General features: G+C 75.6%; 13 protein-coding genes. 9 read left to right on the top strand and 4 right to left on the bottom strand.

Annotated elements, in window-relative coordinates; translation table 11 throughout:
• Positions 1-108: 108 nt before the first annotated feature.
• The 3 genes from ACFVVL_RS28650 to galE all read left to right on the top strand — a co-directional run bounded on the left by ACFVVL_RS28650 (position 109) and on the right by galE (position 3,162).
• On the top strand, positions 109-888 hold the full coding sequence (locus ACFVVL_RS28650; protein ID WP_387680250.1) for a sigma 54 modulation/S30EA ribosomal C-terminal domain-containing protein: 780 nt from the start codon (positions 109-111) through the stop codon (positions 886-888).
• An 87-nt stretch (positions 889-975) separates the two neighbouring features.
• Positions 976-1,479, top strand: coding sequence for a hypothetical protein (locus tag ACFVVL_RS28645; protein WP_380290927.1), 504 nt, complete (start codon positions 976-978; stop codon positions 1,477-1,479).
• Positions 1,480-2,139: 660 nt separating this feature from the next.
• Positions 2,140-3,162 carry a UDP-glucose 4-epimerase GalE gene (gene galE, locus ACFVVL_RS28640; RefSeq protein ID WP_380290925.1) on the top strand — a complete coding sequence of 341 codons (1,023 nt, stop codon included), beginning with the start codon at positions 2,140-2,142 and terminating at the stop codon, positions 3,160-3,162.
• Positions 3,163-3,225: 63 nt separating this feature from the next.
• Here the strand turns inward: galE and ACFVVL_RS28635 are convergent, their stop codons facing one another.
• Positions 3,226-3,420, bottom strand: coding sequence for an antitoxin (locus ACFVVL_RS28635; RefSeq protein WP_380290923.1), 195 nt, complete (start codon positions 3,418-3,420; stop codon positions 3,226-3,228).
• Positions 3,421-3,797: 377 nt separating this feature from the next.
• Here ACFVVL_RS28635 and ACFVVL_RS28630 point away from each other — a divergent pair, with 377 nt between their 5' ends.
• Together ACFVVL_RS28630 and ACFVVL_RS28625 are read left to right on the top strand one after the other, a co-directional pair.
• Positions 3,798-4,334 (top strand): DUF6542 domain-containing protein, encoded by a 537-nt coding sequence (locus ACFVVL_RS28630; RefSeq protein ID WP_387680246.1) that lies wholly within the window; start codon positions 3,798-3,800, stop codon positions 4,332-4,334.
• Entirely contained in the window at positions 4,327-5,907 is a 1,581-nt protein-coding gene (locus ACFVVL_RS28625) for an LCP family protein (RefSeq protein WP_387680244.1), read from the top strand. Before ACFVVL_RS28630 ends, ACFVVL_RS28625 begins: the two co-directional genes overlap by 8 nt.
• Here ACFVVL_RS28625 and ACFVVL_RS28620 read toward each other — a convergent pair.
• Positions 5,904-7,217, bottom strand: coding sequence for an MFS transporter (locus tag ACFVVL_RS28620; RefSeq protein WP_387680241.1), 1,314 nt, complete (start codon positions 7,215-7,217; stop codon positions 5,904-5,906). The genes ACFVVL_RS28625 and ACFVVL_RS28620 overlap by 4 nt on opposite strands.
• Positions 7,218-7,446: 229 nt before the next feature.
• On the opposite strand from ACFVVL_RS28620, the gene ACFVVL_RS28615 reads away from it, so the two are divergent.
• Entirely contained in the window at positions 7,447-7,890 is a 444-nt protein-coding gene (locus tag ACFVVL_RS28615; protein WP_380290915.1) for a winged helix-turn-helix transcriptional regulator, read from the top strand.
• 58 nt (positions 7,891-7,948) lie between these two features.
• On the opposite strand, the gene ACFVVL_RS28610 is transcribed toward ACFVVL_RS28615, so the two are convergent.
• Positions 7,949-8,455: a hypothetical protein gene (locus tag ACFVVL_RS28610; protein ID WP_380290914.1), complete on the bottom strand. Its 507-nt coding sequence runs from the start codon at positions 8,453-8,455 to the stop codon at positions 7,949-7,951.
• A gap of 24 nt (positions 8,456-8,479) precedes the next feature.
• Entirely contained in the window at positions 8,480-10,060 is a 1,581-nt protein-coding gene (locus ACFVVL_RS28605) for a DUF6777 domain-containing protein (protein ID WP_387680237.1), read from the bottom strand.
• 269 nt (positions 10,061-10,329) lie between these two features.
• Here ACFVVL_RS28605 and ACFVVL_RS28600 point away from each other — a divergent pair, with 269 nt between their 5' ends.
• The 3 genes from ACFVVL_RS28600 (at position 10,330) to ACFVVL_RS28590 (ending at position 16,482) form a co-directional block, all read left to right on the top strand.
• On the top strand, positions 10,330-11,691 hold the full coding sequence (locus ACFVVL_RS28600; protein WP_387680234.1) for a streptophobe family protein: 1,362 nt from the start codon (positions 10,330-10,332) through the stop codon (positions 11,689-11,691).
• Between the two features lie 363 nt (positions 11,692-12,054).
• Positions 12,055-12,546, top strand: coding sequence for a VOC family protein (locus ACFVVL_RS28595; RefSeq protein ID WP_380290910.1), 492 nt, complete (start codon positions 12,055-12,057; stop codon positions 12,544-12,546).
• A gap of 357 nt (positions 12,547-12,903) precedes the next feature.
• Positions 12,904-16,482: a tetratricopeptide repeat protein gene (locus ACFVVL_RS28590; protein WP_387680231.1), complete on the top strand. Its 3,579-nt coding sequence runs from the start codon at positions 12,904-12,906 to the stop codon at positions 16,480-16,482.
• Positions 16,483-16,528: the final 46 nt, after the last annotated feature.

Raw genomic sequence — 16,528 nt, 5'->3', positions numbered from 1 at the left:
GTGCGAGGCCCGGCCGGGGCCGTCCTGCCTGGCCGGCAGGGCCTTTCGGCCCTCGGCGCGGCGGTGCGCGCGGGTCCAGCATGGTGCAGGACCAAGGAGGACCCTCTGATGACCCGTCTGCGCCACAGGCCCGCCCTCGACCTCCGGGTGGAGATCCGGGGCGAACTGCCCCGCGAGGACGCGGAGTACGCGCGGATCAGGGCGCTGGCGCTGATCGCGGACCTCGGGCCGGACGTGCACGCCGCCCGGCTGCGGCTGACCCGCCCGCGCGACCGCTCGGTCACCCGGCCCTCCGTCGCCCAGGCCTCGGTGGACCTCGCGGGTGTCGGCCGGGTCCGGGTGGAACTGGCCACCGTGGCGGTGCGCGAGGCGGTCGACCTGGCGCTCGGCACGCTCGCCGGGCGCGCCGGGCGGCTGCGCGAACTGGGCGACATAGGGCTCGCCTCGGCGTTCGAGAGCTCCTACCGGCCGCAGTACGCGCCGCGCCCGCCGGCCGAACGCCGGATCGTCCGGCGCAAGTCCGTGCGACCGGCCCTGCGCACGCCCGAGCAGGCGATCCGCGAGATGCTGGCGCTGGACTACCGCTTCCACCTCTTCACCGACGCGCTGACCGGCCAGGACGGCCTGGTCCACCGCAGGCCCGGCAACGGCGGGTTCCGGCTGGTCCGGGCGCACTCCGCGGTCCGGCTCGGCGGCGCGGTGCTGCCGCTCACCGAGAGCCCGCACCCGGCGCCCCGGTTGGAGACGGCCGAGGCCGCCCGCCAACTCCGGCTCACCTGCTGGCCGTTCGTCTTCCACACCGACCCCGGCGACGGCCGGGGCCGGGTGCTCTACCGCCGTTACGACGGTCACTATGGCTTGATCGCGCCGATAGCGGGAGCCCGCTGAGGGGCAGGTAATCACCGGCACGGGCTGACCGGTACACGACCGACAACGGACGAGCACACCTCCACACTCTGGACGGGAACTGGGACCATGGACTGCGAAGAAGTCATGCTGACCGTCAGGATCACGGCCGGCGAGCGGGCCCTGCTGCGCGAACTCGCGCGCGGCCACGGCACCGACGTGTCGGACGTGGTCGTGGACGGTCTGCTGGACGCCATCCCCGGCCTGCACGTCCTGCCCGTGCTGCCCGTGGGCGCGGTGCTGCCCGTCGGCCGGGTGCTCCCGCTGGAGGCCGGGCCGGCCGGCGCCCCCGGGCAGCCGGGGCTCTCGCACCTGCTGCGCGTCCTGGCCCGGCCCGCCCCGTGCGCGGTCACCCTCTGGCTGCCGGCGCCGGTCGCCGACCTGTTGCCGCTGGTCGGCGAGCGGATCGCCGCCGTCAGCGGGCTGCGGGTCGGCCCGGCGAGCGCGGCGCTGGCCGCCGCCCTGCGGTTCTGGCTGGCCGGCGACCCGGGGCGGCTCGCCGCGGGCCTGGCCGGTCTGCACCGGCACGGCGCTCCGCGGCTCACCGCCCAGCGGCTCGACGTCGCGGCCTGAGCGCACGGCCCCCGCGCGCGCTGCGGCCGGCGGTGCCGCCGCCGACCGTCCGGATCCGGCCGTCCCGCCGGCCGGTCGATGCGCGCCGGGCCCGGGGGGCGCGCCGGCGCCCGAGGGCGCGTGGGGAGGTGTGCCGGGGGCGGCCGGGTACGTGTGACGCTTCGTCGGTCCGCCGCCCGGTGCGGGCCGGACGGACACCCGCCCGATGGTCGACGGACCGTCGGGCCGGGCGGGACCGAAGCGGTTCCTGGGGGTCAAGTGGCATGTCCTGGACGGGAAATTAGCTGGTCAGAGCTCTGGTCACGACCTGCGCGCAGGTCTAGCATTCCGGTCACGGCAACCGGTGTCCGGACCTCCGGACGACCGGTGCGGTGGCCGCCACCACCCCCTGCCGGGGAGCGTACACCCCCCGAGTACGCTCCCCGGCGCCGCTCTGTGCGCGGTGCCCGCCTTCCCGCGCCCGTTCCCGGCGCTGCCGCGGATTGTCCGCCCCGCGCTCGGTAGCCGCATCGCCCGTCGCGCACCCCCGCCACCGTCGGCGCGCGCCCCCATCACGGCGCGCGCGCCCGCTGCGCGCCACCGGGAACCATCGGGTGCGAACCGGCGTCCCCCACCTCCGACGGGTGCCACGGGGTGCCCGCACGAGGAAGGGAGCGTCCGGTGGTGCGAAAGGTCCTGATCACCGGCGGAGCGGGCTACATCGGGAGTACCGTGGCATCGGCCCTGCTGGACGCGGGCATCACCCCGGTCGTGCTGGACGACCTCTCCGGCGGGCGGGCCGAGTTCGTCGAGGGCCGGGTGTTCTACCGGGGCGACATCGCGGATCCGGCGCTGGTCGACCGGATCTTCGCCGAGCACCCCGACATTGACGCGACCCTGCACTGCGCCGCGCGGATCGTCGTCCCCGAGTCGGTCTCCCGGCCGCTGTTCTACTACCGCGAGAACGTCGGCAAGACCGTCGACCTGCTGGAGTCGCTCCAGCGCAACGGCTGCACCCGGGTGGTCTTCAGCAGCTCCGCCTCGATCTACCGGCCCACCCCGACCGGCCGCGTCGACGAGTCCTGCCCGGTCGAGGCGAGCAGCCCGTACGCGCGCACCAAGCAGATGATGGAGCAGGTGCTCCAGGACTGGACGCGGGGCGACGGCGCGGAGCGGACGCGGGTCATCGCGCTGCGGTACTTCAATCCGATCGGCGCCGACCCGCAGCTGCGCACCGGGCTGCAGAACCTCCACCCGACCCACGCCCTGGGCAAGTTGATCGAGGCGCACACCAACGGCACGCCGTTCACCATCACCGGGGTGGGCTGGGAGACCCGGGACGGCTCGGGCATCCGCGACTACATCCACGTGCAGGACGTCGCCGAGGCCCACGTCGCCGCGCTGGTCCGGTTCGACGAGGTGGTCGTCCCCGGGGCCGGGGAGCGCTACCGGGTCGTCAACATCGGTACCGGCAACGGCACCACCGTCCGCGAGCTGGTCACGGCGTTCGAGGAGGCGGTCGGCGTGACGCTGGACGTCCGGGAGGCCGAGCCCCGGCCCGGTGACGTCCTCGGCTGCTACAGCGACGTGACGGCCGCGCGCGAACTGCTGGGCTGGACGCCGCGCCGCACCATCGCCCAGGGGGTCGAGGACGCGCTCGCCTGGCGGTCGCGGTGGGCGGCCCGCCTGGCGGCCACCGTCTGACCCGTCCCGGGAACGCCGCCGGCGCCCCGTCCCCGGCTGGACGCGGGCGCCGGCGGAGCCGGACTACTTGGACTCGTCGAGGCCGTTGATGAAGCCCTTGGCCTTGTCGGCGGCGGTGTCGATCTTGTCGCTGTACTTGCCGTCCGTCTTGTCGTCGATGACGTCGGCGACCTTGTCCAGGCCCTGGGTGATCGCGCCGCTGTGCTCGCGGGCGAGGTCGGTGGCCTTGTCGGCGAGGTTCTTGAGGTTGTCGAACATGGTGGTCCTTCTGTTCGTACGGCGCGGTTCGCAGTCATCCTAGCCGCCGCTGACCTGGCGTTTCCCTGGAGCGGGGGCTCGGCGGGATGACTTTGCGGGGGTGGGTTTGTATGCTCCTGGCTTGTTCTACAGCATTGTAGAAGTTGGCCGGCGGGTACCCGGAAGGGGTGTGGGGCATGGCGGGGCAGCGAGCGAGAACCCCGGAACGGGAGGCGGCCGCGCGCCCCGGCCCGGTTCCCGGCCCTGCGCCGGTCCCCGCGCCGCGGCGGGCCGCACCGGGTCGCCGGGCGGCCGGTCGCCGGGCGTCGGAACACCGTACGGCCCGGCGTCGCACGGCCGGGCGCCGCGCCGGGGCCGGGCGGGCGGGCGGGGCGGCGGTGGTACTGGCGGCCTCGGTCGGGCTGCCGGTGGCCGGCGCCGTGGCCGGCGAACTGGCCGGGAGCGGCGGCGGACCGCTGTTCGCGGCCGGTGCCGTCCTGGGCACCGGTGCCGCCGCGGCGCTCTGCGGCCGCGCCGGGCGCTGGTGGGTCGTCATCGCCGCCCCGCCCGTCGTGCTCGCCGCCCGGGCCGGCGCCGCGTTCCTCGCCGACCGCGACGGCCTGCGGGGCAAGGCGCTCGCCTCGGCGGCGGTGCGCTGGGTGGTCGACGCGTTCCCGGTGATGGCGGCGGCAGCGGTGGTCGCGCTGCTGGTCGTGGTCGTGCGGGTGGTCCTCGACCGGCGCGCCCGACGACGGCCGGACCGGCTCGCGAACGGCCGGCGCCGTGCTCCCGGCACCGCGACCGCCGGGCCGCCCGGCCCCGGGCGGACCGCCCCCGAGACGTCGGTGCCCGAGACGTCGGTCCCCGCGGCGTCGACCCCCGGGGCCCCGGGCCCCGGGACCCCGATCCCCGACCGCAGGAGTCACCGTGGCTGAGCCCCGCACCAGGCCGTTGACCGTCGCCGGCCGCGCCCTCGCCGGCACCGTCTCGGTGGCCGTGCTCGGCGCCAGCGGCTTCACCTGGTACGAGTACCGCCAGCTGGACGGCGGCATGGTCAAGTCGGCCGCGCTCGCCGAGGCCCGGAAGAACGCGCCCCCGCACCTCGACAAGTCCGTCAACCTGCTGCTCATCGGCCTCGACAGCCGCAAGGACATGGACGGCAACGACCTCCCCAAGGAGTTCGTGGAGGAGGAACTGCACGCCGGCTCCAGCGAGATCGGCGGCTACAACACCAACGCGCTGATCGTCCTGCACATACCGGCCAACGGCGGCAAGGTGACGGCGCTGTCCGTCCCGCGCGACGACTACGTGCAGACCGTCGGCGCCGACGGGAAGATGCACAAGATCAAGGAGGCGTACGGAATCGCCAAGGAGGCCGCCGAGGCGAGGCTGGGCGGCAAGGGGCTGTCGAAGTCCGAACTGGAGCGGCAGAGCCGCGAGGCCGGCCGGGCCGCGACCCTCCAGACCGTGCAGGCGTTCCTGGACATCCCGATCGACCACTTCGCGGAGGTGAACCTGATCGGCTTCTACGACATCGCCAAGGCCGTCGAGCCGATCCAGGTCTGCCTCAACAACCCGGTCGACGACCCGATCGTGGCCCGCACCGCCACCCACGAGGGCGGCGGCACCGGGCTCAAGCTCCCGGCGGGCGTCAGCTCGCTGGACGCCCGGCAGGCGCTGTCGTTCGTCCGCCAGCGCCACCACCTGAAGAACGGCGACCTGGACCGGACGCACCGCCAGCAGGCCTTCATCTCCTCGGTCGTGTACAAGCTGAAGCAGCAGGGCGTGGTCAACGACCTGGGGCAGCTCCAGCGGCTGTTCGACGTGGTGAAGAAGGACGTGGTCATCGACGACCGCTGGAACGTCCTGGACTTCGCCCAGCAGGCGCCCAATCTGACCGGCGGCAACGTCGAGTTCAACACGCTGCCGATCACCGGGTTCAAGACGATCGGCGGCCAGGAGGTCAACACGGTCGACCCGGACCAGATCAAGCGCATCGTCAAGCAGCTGTTCGGGCACGAGCCCCCGCCGCCGTCCGCGACCGACGCACCCGCGACCGACGCGTCCGCGCCGGCCGGGACGGCGGCCGCCGCGCCGGCCGCCACGTCGGCGGCCACCTCGACCGGGCCGCGGGCCGTCGTGGACGTCCACGGCGCGAGCGCGGAGGCGGCGGCCGCGGAGTCGAAGGCGCTCGCCGGACTCGGCTACCCGGCCGGCAGGGCGACCGGGACGGCGGCCGCCGCGCGGGCGAGGACGACGACGGTCGCCTACGGCACGGGCGCGAAGGCCGACGCGGAGCAGCTCGCCGCCCGCTACGGCGTCACGGCCACCGCCTCCACCACGGCCCCGCCGGGCCACGTCCTCCTCACCCTCGCCCCGCTCCGCACAGCCACCCCGTCCGCCCCGTCGTCGGCCGCCACCACGACCGCGCCGGCCGACGAGCCGCCCCCCGAGCTGCCCATGCAGGGCCCGGCGGTCAAGGCGGGCGGCATCCCCTGCGTGGACTAGTGGACCAGGGGCGGGCGGTCACCGGCCGTCGTCCCGCTCGCCGTCGTCCCGCTCGCCGTCGTCCCGCTCGCCGCCGGTCCGCCTCCGGCGGCGCCGCGTTCGGTGGCCCACCAGAAGGCGAGCGCGAGCAGGCTGACGCCGCCGCCGAGCCAGCAGACCGCCGTCCAGCCGCCGTGCTCGTACACCACGGTGGAGACGATCGCGCCCAGACCGCTGCCGATCGAGTAGAGCAGCATGTACCCGGCGGTCAGCCGGCTCCGGGCCTCGGGGCGGACCTGGTACAGCAGGTGCTGGTTGACCACGTGCACCGACTGCAGGCCGTAGTCGATCACCACCATGGCGAGCACCAGCCACCAGACCGAGTGCGGCAGCAGCCCGGCGAGCGGCCAGGAGACGAGCATCGCGGTGAGCCCGACCGCCAGGGTGCGCCGCGCCCGCCCCCGGTCGGCCTGCCGTCCGGCGTGCCCGGCGCCGAGCGCACCGGCGGCCCCGGCCAGGCCGAAGAGGCCGATCGCGGTGTGGCTGAGGTTGAACGGCGGGGCGGCGAGCGGCAGCACCATCGGGGTGAGCAGCACGGTGACGGCGGTGAAGATCAGCAGCGCGAGCCCGGCGCGGGCCCGGAGCACGGGCTCCTCGGCGAACAGCGTGAACACCGAGCCGACCAGCCGCGGGTAGCGGATCCGTTCGGTCCGGCGGTGCTTCTCGGCCGGGACGACCAGGGCGAGGACGGCGGCCGTCGCGCCGGTGGCGACGGCGGAGACGACGTAGACGGCGCGCCACCCGGCGAGGTCCCCGATGGTGCCGGCGACGGTGCGGGCGAGCAGGATGCCGACCACGATGCCACTGGTGACGGTGCCGACGACGCGCCCCTGGTCGGCGGGGTCGGCGAGGGAGGCGGCGTGCGCGACCATCACCTGGGCCACCACGGCGAGCACCCCGACCGCCGCCATGGCGAGCAGCATCAGCGTCGCCGAGGGGGCGACGGCCACGGCGGCGAGCGCCGCGACCGACAGGCCGAGCTGGGCGGTGATCAGCGTCCGGCGGTCGAGGTGGTCGCCGAGCGGGACGAGCAGCACCAGGCCGACGGCGTAGCCGACCTGGGTGAGGGTGCCGACCAGGCCGACCGTGGCGCGGCCGATGCCGAGGTCGTCGGCGATGAGGTCCAGCAGGGGCTGGGCGTAGTAGACGTTGGCGACGGCCAGGCCGCTCGCGACGGAGAACAGCCAGGCGACGGCGGGGGAGAGCCGGCGGGCGGTGGCGGCGGGGCCGGCGCCGCCGGTGCGGGCGGGCGGGACCACGGGGGTGGACACGGCGGGATGCTCCTTCTCGTTCGCGCCGGGAGGCCGGCGGCTTCCCGGCGCCTGCGCGACGAACCGGGATCGCGACTCCAAGGTGGTTTCAAAGTGCTACCGCGATACCCTTGCACGTCGAGGTTTCATAAAGCAACCGCGAGGGCCGCCGGGAACCCGGACGGTAGGGTTGCAAGGTGAAACCCGCTCCCGCCGGAGCGCGGGACCGCAGGTGAGAGGAGAGGGGCGCGTGCCGAAACGCACCTCGCACGAGGAGTCGGCCTGCCCGGTCGCCCGGCCGCTGGACGTCCTCGGCGACGGCTGGACGCTGCTGATCGTCCGTGACGCCTTCGACGGGCTGCGCCGCTTCGGGCAGTTCCAGAAGAACCTCGGCCTGGCGAAGAACATCCTCTCCGCCCGCCTCGCCACCCTGGTGGCCCACGGCGTCTTCGAACTGGCCCCGGCCGCCGACGGCAGCCCCTACCAGGAGTACGTGCTCACCGAGAAGGGGCGGGCGCTGTTCCCCGTCGTCACCGCGATGCGCCAGTGGGGCGAGCGGTACTTCTTCACGGACGACGAGCCGCGCGCCCGCCTGGTCGACCGCGCCGCCGGAGCGCCGGTCGCCCCGGTGGAGGTCCGGGCGGCCGACGGCCGGGTGATCGGGCCGGACGACACCGAGGTGCTGTTGCCCTGACCGCACGGCGCCCCGCCCACCGGTGCGGTGGACGGGGCGCTCGGGAGGTGCGGTGGTGTCAGCAGTTGCGGATCGACCAGACGGGCGTCCAGTCCTGGGTGTGGTTGGCGCCCCCGTCGGGCGTGAAGGACTTCAGCACGCCGCCGTTGGCGTCGTAGAAGTACGACCGCACGCCGCCGGTCTGGTTGTCGGCGTAGAACCCCTGGCCGTTCCAGCCGTTGAGGCTGTACCGGGCGCAGTCGTAGAGGTAGAAGATCTTGTAGTCGCCGGCGGTCGGGTCCCAGACCAGGGCACAGAGGTAGCCGGGGTCGCAGTTGTAGTCGCTGTTGGCGGGGATGTGCCCGAAGGGCGCCGCCGGCGAGACGGTCGGCGACCCGGCGGCGATCGCGGCCGCCTCGGTCCGGGCCTGGAGCGGCGGCGCCGGCGGCGCGACCAGGACGCGCCCGGCCGGGGCGGCGGCCGTGGTCGCGGCCCCGGCCGGAGCGGAGCCGGCGAACGCCGTCAGCACGGCGGTGAGGGCGCCGGCCACACCGAGGGCCGAACGCTTGAGGTGGGAACGGAGCACGGGTCCTCCCGCTGGTCGATCGGCTCAGCCGGGGGCTCCGGGAGCCTGGGTGGGTGTTTCGACGGAGGTGTTCGTCGCGGGGGTGGCGCTGTTCGTACCGGCCGCGGTGGTCGTGCCGGGGGCCGACTTCGCGGTCGTCGTGGTGGCGGCCGGGGTGCTCGTCACGGTCACCGTCGGCTTCGCCGTGGTGGTCTGGGCAGGGGCCGTCTGGGCGGGCGTGGTCTGGACGGGCGTCGTCGGGGCGGGCGTGGTCGGTCCGCTGGGGGTGCTCGTCGAGGGCGGCGGCGTGGTGGTGCCCGGCGTGGTCGTGCCCGGGGTGGCGGGCGTCGTCGATCCGGTGTACGGGCTCGTCGACCCAGTGTAAGGGCTGGTCGACTCCGTGTACGGACTTGTCGACATCGTGCTCGGGCTGCCCGGGTACCACGAGGTCGAGGTGCTGGTCCAGGCGGACGGCGAGGACCACGAGGCCGACCACGGCATCGAGGCCGTCGAGGCCGGCTTCCAGATCGAGGGCGGCGGGACGCCGGGCGCCAGCGGGCCGTGCGGCGCCTGGGTCGGCTGGTCGACGACCGCGGCCTTCCCCGTCTCCCGGGTGAACCAGCCGCCGTCGGTGACGTTCACCAGGACGATCGCGCTCACCGGCTTCGGCGCGGGCGTCAGCACGACCAGCGTGCTCGGCTGGAAGCCCGTCCAGGCCTTGCCGGTGTACTTGGCCTCGGCGACCAGCGTCGGCGGCTTCAGCGGGTTGCCGCAGCCGCACCGCACCCGCGGCACGCCCTGCGCGTCCACCAGCACCGCGGTCCCGGCCTGCAGCACGGCCTGGTAGGCGACGGCGGTGCCGCCCTTGTAGCCGTGGCTGGTCACCCGGGTGTCCACCCGCAGGTACGCCGAGGTCAGCGAGCGCAGATAGGCGGGCAGGTCGGACTGCCCGATGCTCTCCGCCGCCGCCCAGGCCCGGCCGGTGTCACCGGTCGAGGTCATCGAGACCAGCCGTTCCACGTCGCAGCTGGGCTTGCTCATGGTGCCGCCGTACACGCCCGCCGACGTGCCCTCGATCGTGCGGAGGGCGGCGGTGGCGGTGGCGGTGGGCGTGGTTCCGCCCGTTCGGGTGGCGGTGGCGCCGGGCCCGGTGTGCGCCGGCGTCTGGGCCGGGGCCGTCGTCGGCGCCGGGGTGGCGGCCGTGGCCTGCATCGCCTGGGTCTCCACCGAGGGGGTGAACGGTGCCGGTCCCGGATCCTGCGGACTCTGCAGCGCGACCTCGTTGGCGGTGGGCACGGTCTCCTCGTGCCCGCCGCCGCCACCGGTGTTGTTGACGATCAGTACCGTCGCCCCCGCCGCCAGCAGGGCCAGCAGCGCCAGCAGCGCGGCCTTCCGGCGGTCGCGCCACCACGGCTTCGGCGGCCTCCCGTCGGGCCCGCCGGCGCCCGGCGGCCCGCCCGGACCGGACCTCCCGCGGCCACCGCCGGAGGGCGGGCCGAACGGCGGCCCGGGCGGACCGGGCGGCCCGGGGCGGCCCGGGCCCGACGGCGGACCCGAGAGCGGCCCGGACGGCGGCCCGGAGGGTGGGCCGAGCGGGGGCCCGGAGGGAGGCGGTTGGGAACTCATCGAGGGCTCCGATTCGCAGACGGCCGGTCCAGGTCCACCCGGCCGGCGCAGGAGTCTCCTGCCACTGGCATCCATTTCTGCCCCCGCTCCCCGCCCGCCGCAACAGCAGCACGCGCCGCCACCGGCCCCCGGGGGCCCTCCCGCCGCAGGGCCCCCGGCGGTCCCGGCCGGGCGGTCCGGGCCGACCTGGGCCACCCTGGTGCCAGGCGCGGGAGCGGGGGCCGGAACCGGACGCGCGGGGGACCACGACCCCGAGCAGGGAGGCCCGCATGCACCAGCAGGCCCGTCCGGGCCGCCCGGCCGGCAGCACGGCGGCCGGACCGCGCGGCCCGCTGCGCGGCTGGCCGGACGCCGTGGCGGTCGTCCTGGCCGGCCTCGTCGCGATGGCGGTCGTGGCCGCGCTCGGACTCTGGGCGGCCGGCGCCGACACCCTGCCCGGCGGAGGCTTCCCGTCGGTGCTCGCCGCCACGCTCGCACTCGCCGTCGGCGGATCGGTCGACCTCGACGGCGGCGCCGGCTTCTTCGCCTCGGCCGACGCCCGGATCACCGCCATGCCGCTCTCCGTCGGCCTGGCGGGTGCGCTGACGGTCGCCGAGGTGTTCCTGCGTCAGCTGCGCCACCGCGCGGTGGTCGGCGGTCGCGAACTGCTCGGCCGCACCGCCCGGACGGCGGTGGTCTGGCTGATCGCGCTCGCCCTGCTCTGCGCCGCCGCCCGGCACACCTTCACGGTGCCGCTCGGCGACGGCCTCGCCGAACAACTCGGCGGTGTCCTCGGGCTCCGCCCGGACGTGGGCTTCCGGGCGGATCCCGTCACCACCCTCGGGCTCGGACTGCTCTGGCTGCTGGTCGTGCTCGCCGCGACCTTCGCCGTCTCCCGCCGGGCACCGCTGCCGCCCTCCCTGGTCCCCTTCCAACAGGCCGTCCGCCCGGCCGCGTTCGCGATGCTGCTGGTGCTGCTCGGCTACGTGGCGCTCGGTGTCGTGGCCGCGATCGGCACGGCCGCCGTGAACGGCGGGGCCCGGCAGGTCGCCGCCGTCGCGCTGCTCGCCCTGCCCAACCTGGTCTGGCCGGCCTTCGGCGTCGGCCTCGGCGGCGAGTGGCACGGCCACCTGGTCGGGGCGATCGGCCTGCCGGTGCCCAAGCCGCTGGCCGCCGTGCTGCGCACCGGCGAGGGGCAGGACGGCACGGTGAGCCTCGGCACGCTCGCCGACCAGGACGCCCGGGCCTGGTGGCTGCTCCCGCTCGCCGCCGTCCTGATGCTCGCCGCCGGAGTGCTGGCCGCCCACCGCTCACCGCGCGACGTCCGCCCCCGGCAGCACGCGGTGCGGCTGGCGGCGGCCGCCGCCGTCACCGTGCTGCTGGTCGGCGTCTGGACCAGGGTCTCCGCCGACTACGGCCTCTCCGTGCTCGGCGTCGGCCTCGGCGAGGGCGGCCTGGGCGACCTGCTGTCCACCGTCCTCGGCCCGGCGGCCGGCCCGGCCGGACCGGCCGCCGCCCTCGCCGGCGGCACCCTCACCCTGGACCCCGTCCTGTGGACCCTCGTCCCCCTCGCCGTCGGCTGGGGGCTCCTGGCCGGCTTCCTGGGCGCCCTCGCCGCCACCCGCCTGCCCCGCCGCGGCGAGGCCGACTGACCGCGCTCGCCGCCGGACGTCGGGATCGGCTGCGCCCGGGCGGGTCCCGCGTTCGAGGTCGCGCTGCGCGCCGACGCCGAGGCCGAGGCCCGGTTCGAGCTCCGGGCGGTCGGAGCGGAGACCGAGGCCGGTCCCTCCACTCCGCGCAGGACCGGCCCGACGGGCCCGGTGACGTCGCGGGGGCATCCCGGACCGACGGGCGGACGACCGGGACGGGGCCGGCCGCTCCGGGACCGCCCGGCCCGGCGAGGTGCGCCTTGCGCCCGCGTGCCGAAGAATCGATTCCGTCCGGCTCTCGATGGATCCGCCCCGCCCCGCGGACCGAGCGTCGCGGTGGCGGAGCGAAGGACGAAGGGACGCGCCATGACCGCTGCCACGACCCCGGTGAACCTCACCCGCGCGGCGCACGTCGGGATTTCGGTCTCGGACCTGGACGCCTCGATCGCGTTCTACACGGCCCTCACCGGGCGGGAGCCCGTCGCGCAGGGGACCATGCACAGCGATCCGTTCGGCAGGTCGCAGGGGCTGCCCACGGCGAAGCTCCGGTACGCCACGATCAACCTGGACAACAGCCTGGGCATCGACCTCATCCAGTTCCAGGAACCGGTCGGCGAGCGCACCGACGGCAGGGCGAACCGCCCCGGTTCCATGCACCTGTGCCTGTGGACCGACGACTTCGACGCCGTGTACCGGCGGATGAAGGACGCCGGCTACGACTTCCTCGGCGAGGACTACACGTTCATTGCGGGCGAGGTCACCCCGGAGGCGGCACTCGGCACCAAGGTCGCGTACTTCAACGACCCGGACGGCACGAACCTGGAGATCATCCAGCCCAAGGGCGGCTTCGCCAGTTAGGGTCTGTCTCTTGGATCCTTGCCGGGTCCGCGACGCCTGGGCACGCACCTCGCCGCGTTGTCGTCAGTCGCCAATGGCCCCCAGCCTGGCGGCCGGGAGGTGCCCCCACCGCAGTGGCTCCCTCCTCCGCCTTGCGATGCACGCACCCAGACGCCGCGGCCTGATCCGACAAAATCCAAGAGACAGACCCTAGGTCTACTGATCACCCGGGCCCTCGTCCGGCCGAAGTCGGCTTTCCCCTGCGAAGGCCCCCGCACGAGCCCTACGGTGTCCGCATCGGCGGATGACGCGCGGCCGACGTCCTGGTCCGGCCCCGGCCAGGGGGCGGTCCGCAGGGCTGAGGGGCGGGGGGGTCGGGTGGAGCGGGTACGGCTCGCCGGGGTGGACGGGCCGGGCGGGCGCGGGTCCGGGTACGCGGTCGGCGGGCGCCTGGTGCTGACCTCCGCGCACGTCGCCGGGCCGTTCGGCGCCCGGGTGAAGGTGTTCCACCCCGGCGGTACCGGGACGGCGGAGGGCCGGGTGGTGTGGTCGGGTACGCCGGGCGGGCGCGACGACGCGGCGCTGGTCCTCGTTCACGACAGCGTCCACTGGCAGCCGCCCACCGCCCCGGTGCGCTGGGGCCGCGCCGTCACCGACGGCCCCGCGATCCCGTGCGAGACCTGGGGCGTCCCCGATGCCGCCCAGCGGCCCGGCCTGGCCGTCGAGGCCGAGCAACTGCGCGGCCGGCTCGACCCGGGCACGGGCTTCGTCGGCAACCAGCACGTCGTCGACCTCGGCCGCCCGGCGCCCGGGCGGCGGGTGGACGGCACCTCGCCGTTCGCCGGACTCTCCGGGGCGGCCGTGTTCTGCGACCGGCTGCTGACCGGTGTCGTCGCCGCCGACCGCGCCCACTCCGCCCACACCCGGCTGAACGCGGTGCCCGCCTACGTCCTCCACCACGACCCCGCGTTCCGCGCCGCCCTCGCGGACTGGGACGTCGGACCGGGCGGAGGTCTGCAGGCCGCCGAGTTCCAGGACATCGCCGACCGCGCCCAGGACCCCGACCGCACGCTGCGCCTGCCCTCGCCCGCGGCCCTGCTCCAGGCCCGCCACCAGATCGTCCCCTTCCACGGCCGCGAGGACGTCCTCGCCGAACTGGGGGCCTGGTGCCGGCTCGGCGGCTTCGGCGCCTGGCTCCTGCACGGCCCCGGCGGCCAGGGCAAGACCCGCCTCGCCCACCACCTCGCCCACCGGCTCGCCGCCGACGGCTGGGCCGTCCTGTGGCCGCGTACCACCGCCGGCCCCGACCGGCTGCGCGACCTGCGCCACGCCGCCAAACCGCTGCTGGTCGTCCTCGACTACGCCGAGAGCCGCACCGGCCAGATCGCCGCCCTCGTCGAAGCCACCGCCGACCACCCCGCCAACACCCCGCTCAAACTCCTCCTGCTCGCCCGCACCGCCGGCGACTGGTGGCAGCAGGCCACCACCGCCACCAGCCTCGCCGAGGACCACCTCGCCACCGCCCGCACCCGCCTCCTCACCCCCCTCGACGACACCTCCGCCGACCGTCACCTCCGCTACCGCGACGCCGCCCGGGCCCTCGCCGACACCCTTCCGCAGGTCGAGGGCCTGCCCGCCCGCGACTGGCCCGCCCTCGCCCGCACCCTGCGACCGCCACGGCTCGACCACGGCGCCTACGGCAACGCCCTCACCCTTCACATGACCGCGCTCGCCGACCTGCTCGGCACCGCCGACCCCCGGCCCCGGAAACGGCCCCGGCCCTCGGGACCGGGCGCCGTCGGCCAGGAGGCCGACCTCGTCGAGGACCGTCTCCTCACCCACGAGCGCCGCCACTGGCGGCAGACCGTCCTCACCACCGCCCCCGCCCTCGGCCTCGCCACCCTGGAGACCGCCCTCGCCGCCGCCCACCTCGCCGGTGCAGCCGACCGCGAACAGGCCGACCGGCTCTGGCAGCACCTGCCCGCCCTCGAAGGCCAGACCCGCGACCGCCGCGACCGCGTCACCACCTGGCTCGCCGCCCTCTACCCCGCCCCCGCCCCCGCCCCCGGCGGACCGCCCTGGGGCACCTTCCAGCCCGACCGCCTCGCCGAACGCCACATCGGACGCGTCCTCGAAGCCGACCCCGCCCTCGCCGACCACCTCCTCAAGGGCGCGGACGACACCCAGATCGACCAGCTCCTCACCGTCTACAGCCGTGCCGCGTCACACCCCACCCTCCGTCACCTCGACGGCCGGCTCACCGAACTCTGCGTCCGCCACCACGAGGCCCTGGCCGCGCACATCATCACCACCGCCACCCGCACCGACCACCCGGGCCCCCTCGTCACCGCCCTCGACACCGTCACCGCCCACCCCGGCACGCCCCTCGGTACCCTCATCGCGATCTACGACCTGTTCCCCCGGGCCACCCGGCGCCTCTCCGCCACCGCGGTCCGTCTCACCCGCACCATCACCGCCCACTACCGCACGCTCGCGGAGGGCGACCCCGGTACCCACCTGCCCGACCTCGCCATGGCCCTCAACAACCTCTCCAACCGGCTGAGCGAGGTCGGCCGCCGGGAGGAGGGCCTGGCCGCCGTCCAGGAAGCCGTCAGCATCCGCCGCACCCTCGCCGAGGAACATCCGGCCGTCCATCTGCCCAGCCTCGCCGGCACCCTCAACAACCTCTCCAACCGCCTGAGCGAGGTGGGTCGCTGGGAGGAGGGCCTGGCCGCGATCCGGGAGTCGACCGGCCACTACCGCACCCTGGCGGAGGGCAACCCCGAGGCCCACCTGCCCAACCTCGCCATGGCGCTCAACAACCTCGCCCTCCGCCTGGGTGGGACGGGCCGCCGGGAGGAGGGCCTGGCCGCCATCCAGGAGGCCACCGGCCACTACCGCGCCCTGGCGGGGAGCAACCCCGATGCCCACCTGCCGGGCCTCGCCATGGCGCTCAACAATCTCTCCAACCGGCTGGGTGAGGTGGGCCGTCGGGAGGAGGGTCTGGCCGCCAGCCGGGAAGCCGTCACCATTCGCCGTACCCTCGCCGACTCCAACCGCGACGCCCACCTGCCTGAGCTCGCCGGAGCCCTCAACAACCTGTCCCTCCGGCTGGGCGAGGTGGGTCGGCAGGAGGAGGGCCTGGCCGTCATCCGGGAAGCCGTCGGCCACTACCGCACCCTCGCCGACTCCAACCCCGACGCCCACCTGCCCGACTTCGCCGGAGCCCTCAACAACCTCTCCACCCGGCTCGGCAAGCTGGGGCGGTGGGAGGAGGGCCTGGCCGCCAGCAGGGAAGCCGTCAGCATCCGCCGCACCCTTGCCGAGCGGCATCCGGCCGCCCACCTGCCCGGCCTGGCCGGCGCCCTCAACAACCTGTCCGTCCGGCTGGGCGAGCTGGGCCGTCGGGAGGAGGGTCTGGCCGCGATCCGGGAGGCGACCGGTCACTACCGCGCCCTGGCGGCGGCGAACCCGGACGCCCATCTGCCCGAGCTCGCCATGGCGCTCAACAATCTCTCCCTCTGTCTGGGCGGGACGGGCCGCCGGGAGGAGGCTCTGGTCGCGATCCGGGAAGCCGTCGGCCACTACCGCACCCTCGCCGACTCCAACCCCGACGCCCACCTGCCCGACCTGGCCGGCGCCCTCAACAACCTGTCCGTCCAGCTGAGCGAGCTGGGCCGTCGGGAGGAGGGCCTGGCCGCCGTCCGGGAGGCGACCGGGCACTACCGCGCCCTGGCGGCGGCGAACCCGGACGCCTACCTGCCCGACCTCGCCACGGCCCTCCACAACCTCGCCCTCGGCCTGGCCGAGCTGGGCCGTCGGGAGGAGGGCCTGGCCGCCGTCCACGAGGCCACCGGTCACTTCCGCACCCTCGTCGGCACCTGGCCCGACGTCTTCGGACCGGTCCTGCAGCGCTCCCTGGAGGTGGCCGACCGGCTCGAAGAACTCGAACCGTAGCTGCGCGACCGGACCGGGTGGGCCGGGACGCGGCCGGCCGTCCCGG

It is taken from the genome of Kitasatospora sp. NPDC058115 (assembly GCF_042884635.1).
Classification (GTDB): domain Bacteria; phylum Actinomycetota; class Actinomycetes; order Streptomycetales; family Streptomycetaceae; genus Kitasatospora.
The sequence above is the reverse complement of the archived record's forward strand: the minus strand, read 5'-3'. Positions and strand labels throughout refer to the sequence as shown.

Bases quoted from the DNA above. Each gene is read 5' to 3' on its own strand.
- ACFVVL_RS28650 (WP_387680250.1), top strand. From the start codon at position 109: ATGACCCGTCTGCGCCACAGGCCCGCCCTCGACCTCCGGGTGGAGATC.
- ACFVVL_RS28645 (WP_380290927.1), top strand. From the start codon at position 976: ATGGACTGCGAAGAAGTCATGCTGACCGTCAGGATCACGGCCGGCGAG.
- ACFVVL_RS28635 (WP_380290923.1), bottom strand. From the start codon at position 3,420: ATGTTCGACAACCTCAAGAACCTCGCCGACAAGGCCACCGACCTCGCC.
- ACFVVL_RS28605 (WP_387680237.1), bottom strand. From the start codon at position 10,060: ATGAGTTCCCAACCGCCTCCCTCCGGGCCCCCGCTCGGCCCACCCTCC.
- ACFVVL_RS28600 (WP_387680234.1), top strand. From the start codon at position 10,330: ATGCACCAGCAGGCCCGTCCGGGCCGCCCGGCCGGCAGCACGGCGGCC.
- ACFVVL_RS28595 (WP_380290910.1), top strand. From the start codon at position 12,055: ATGACCGCTGCCACGACCCCGGTGAACCTCACCCGCGCGGCGCACGTC.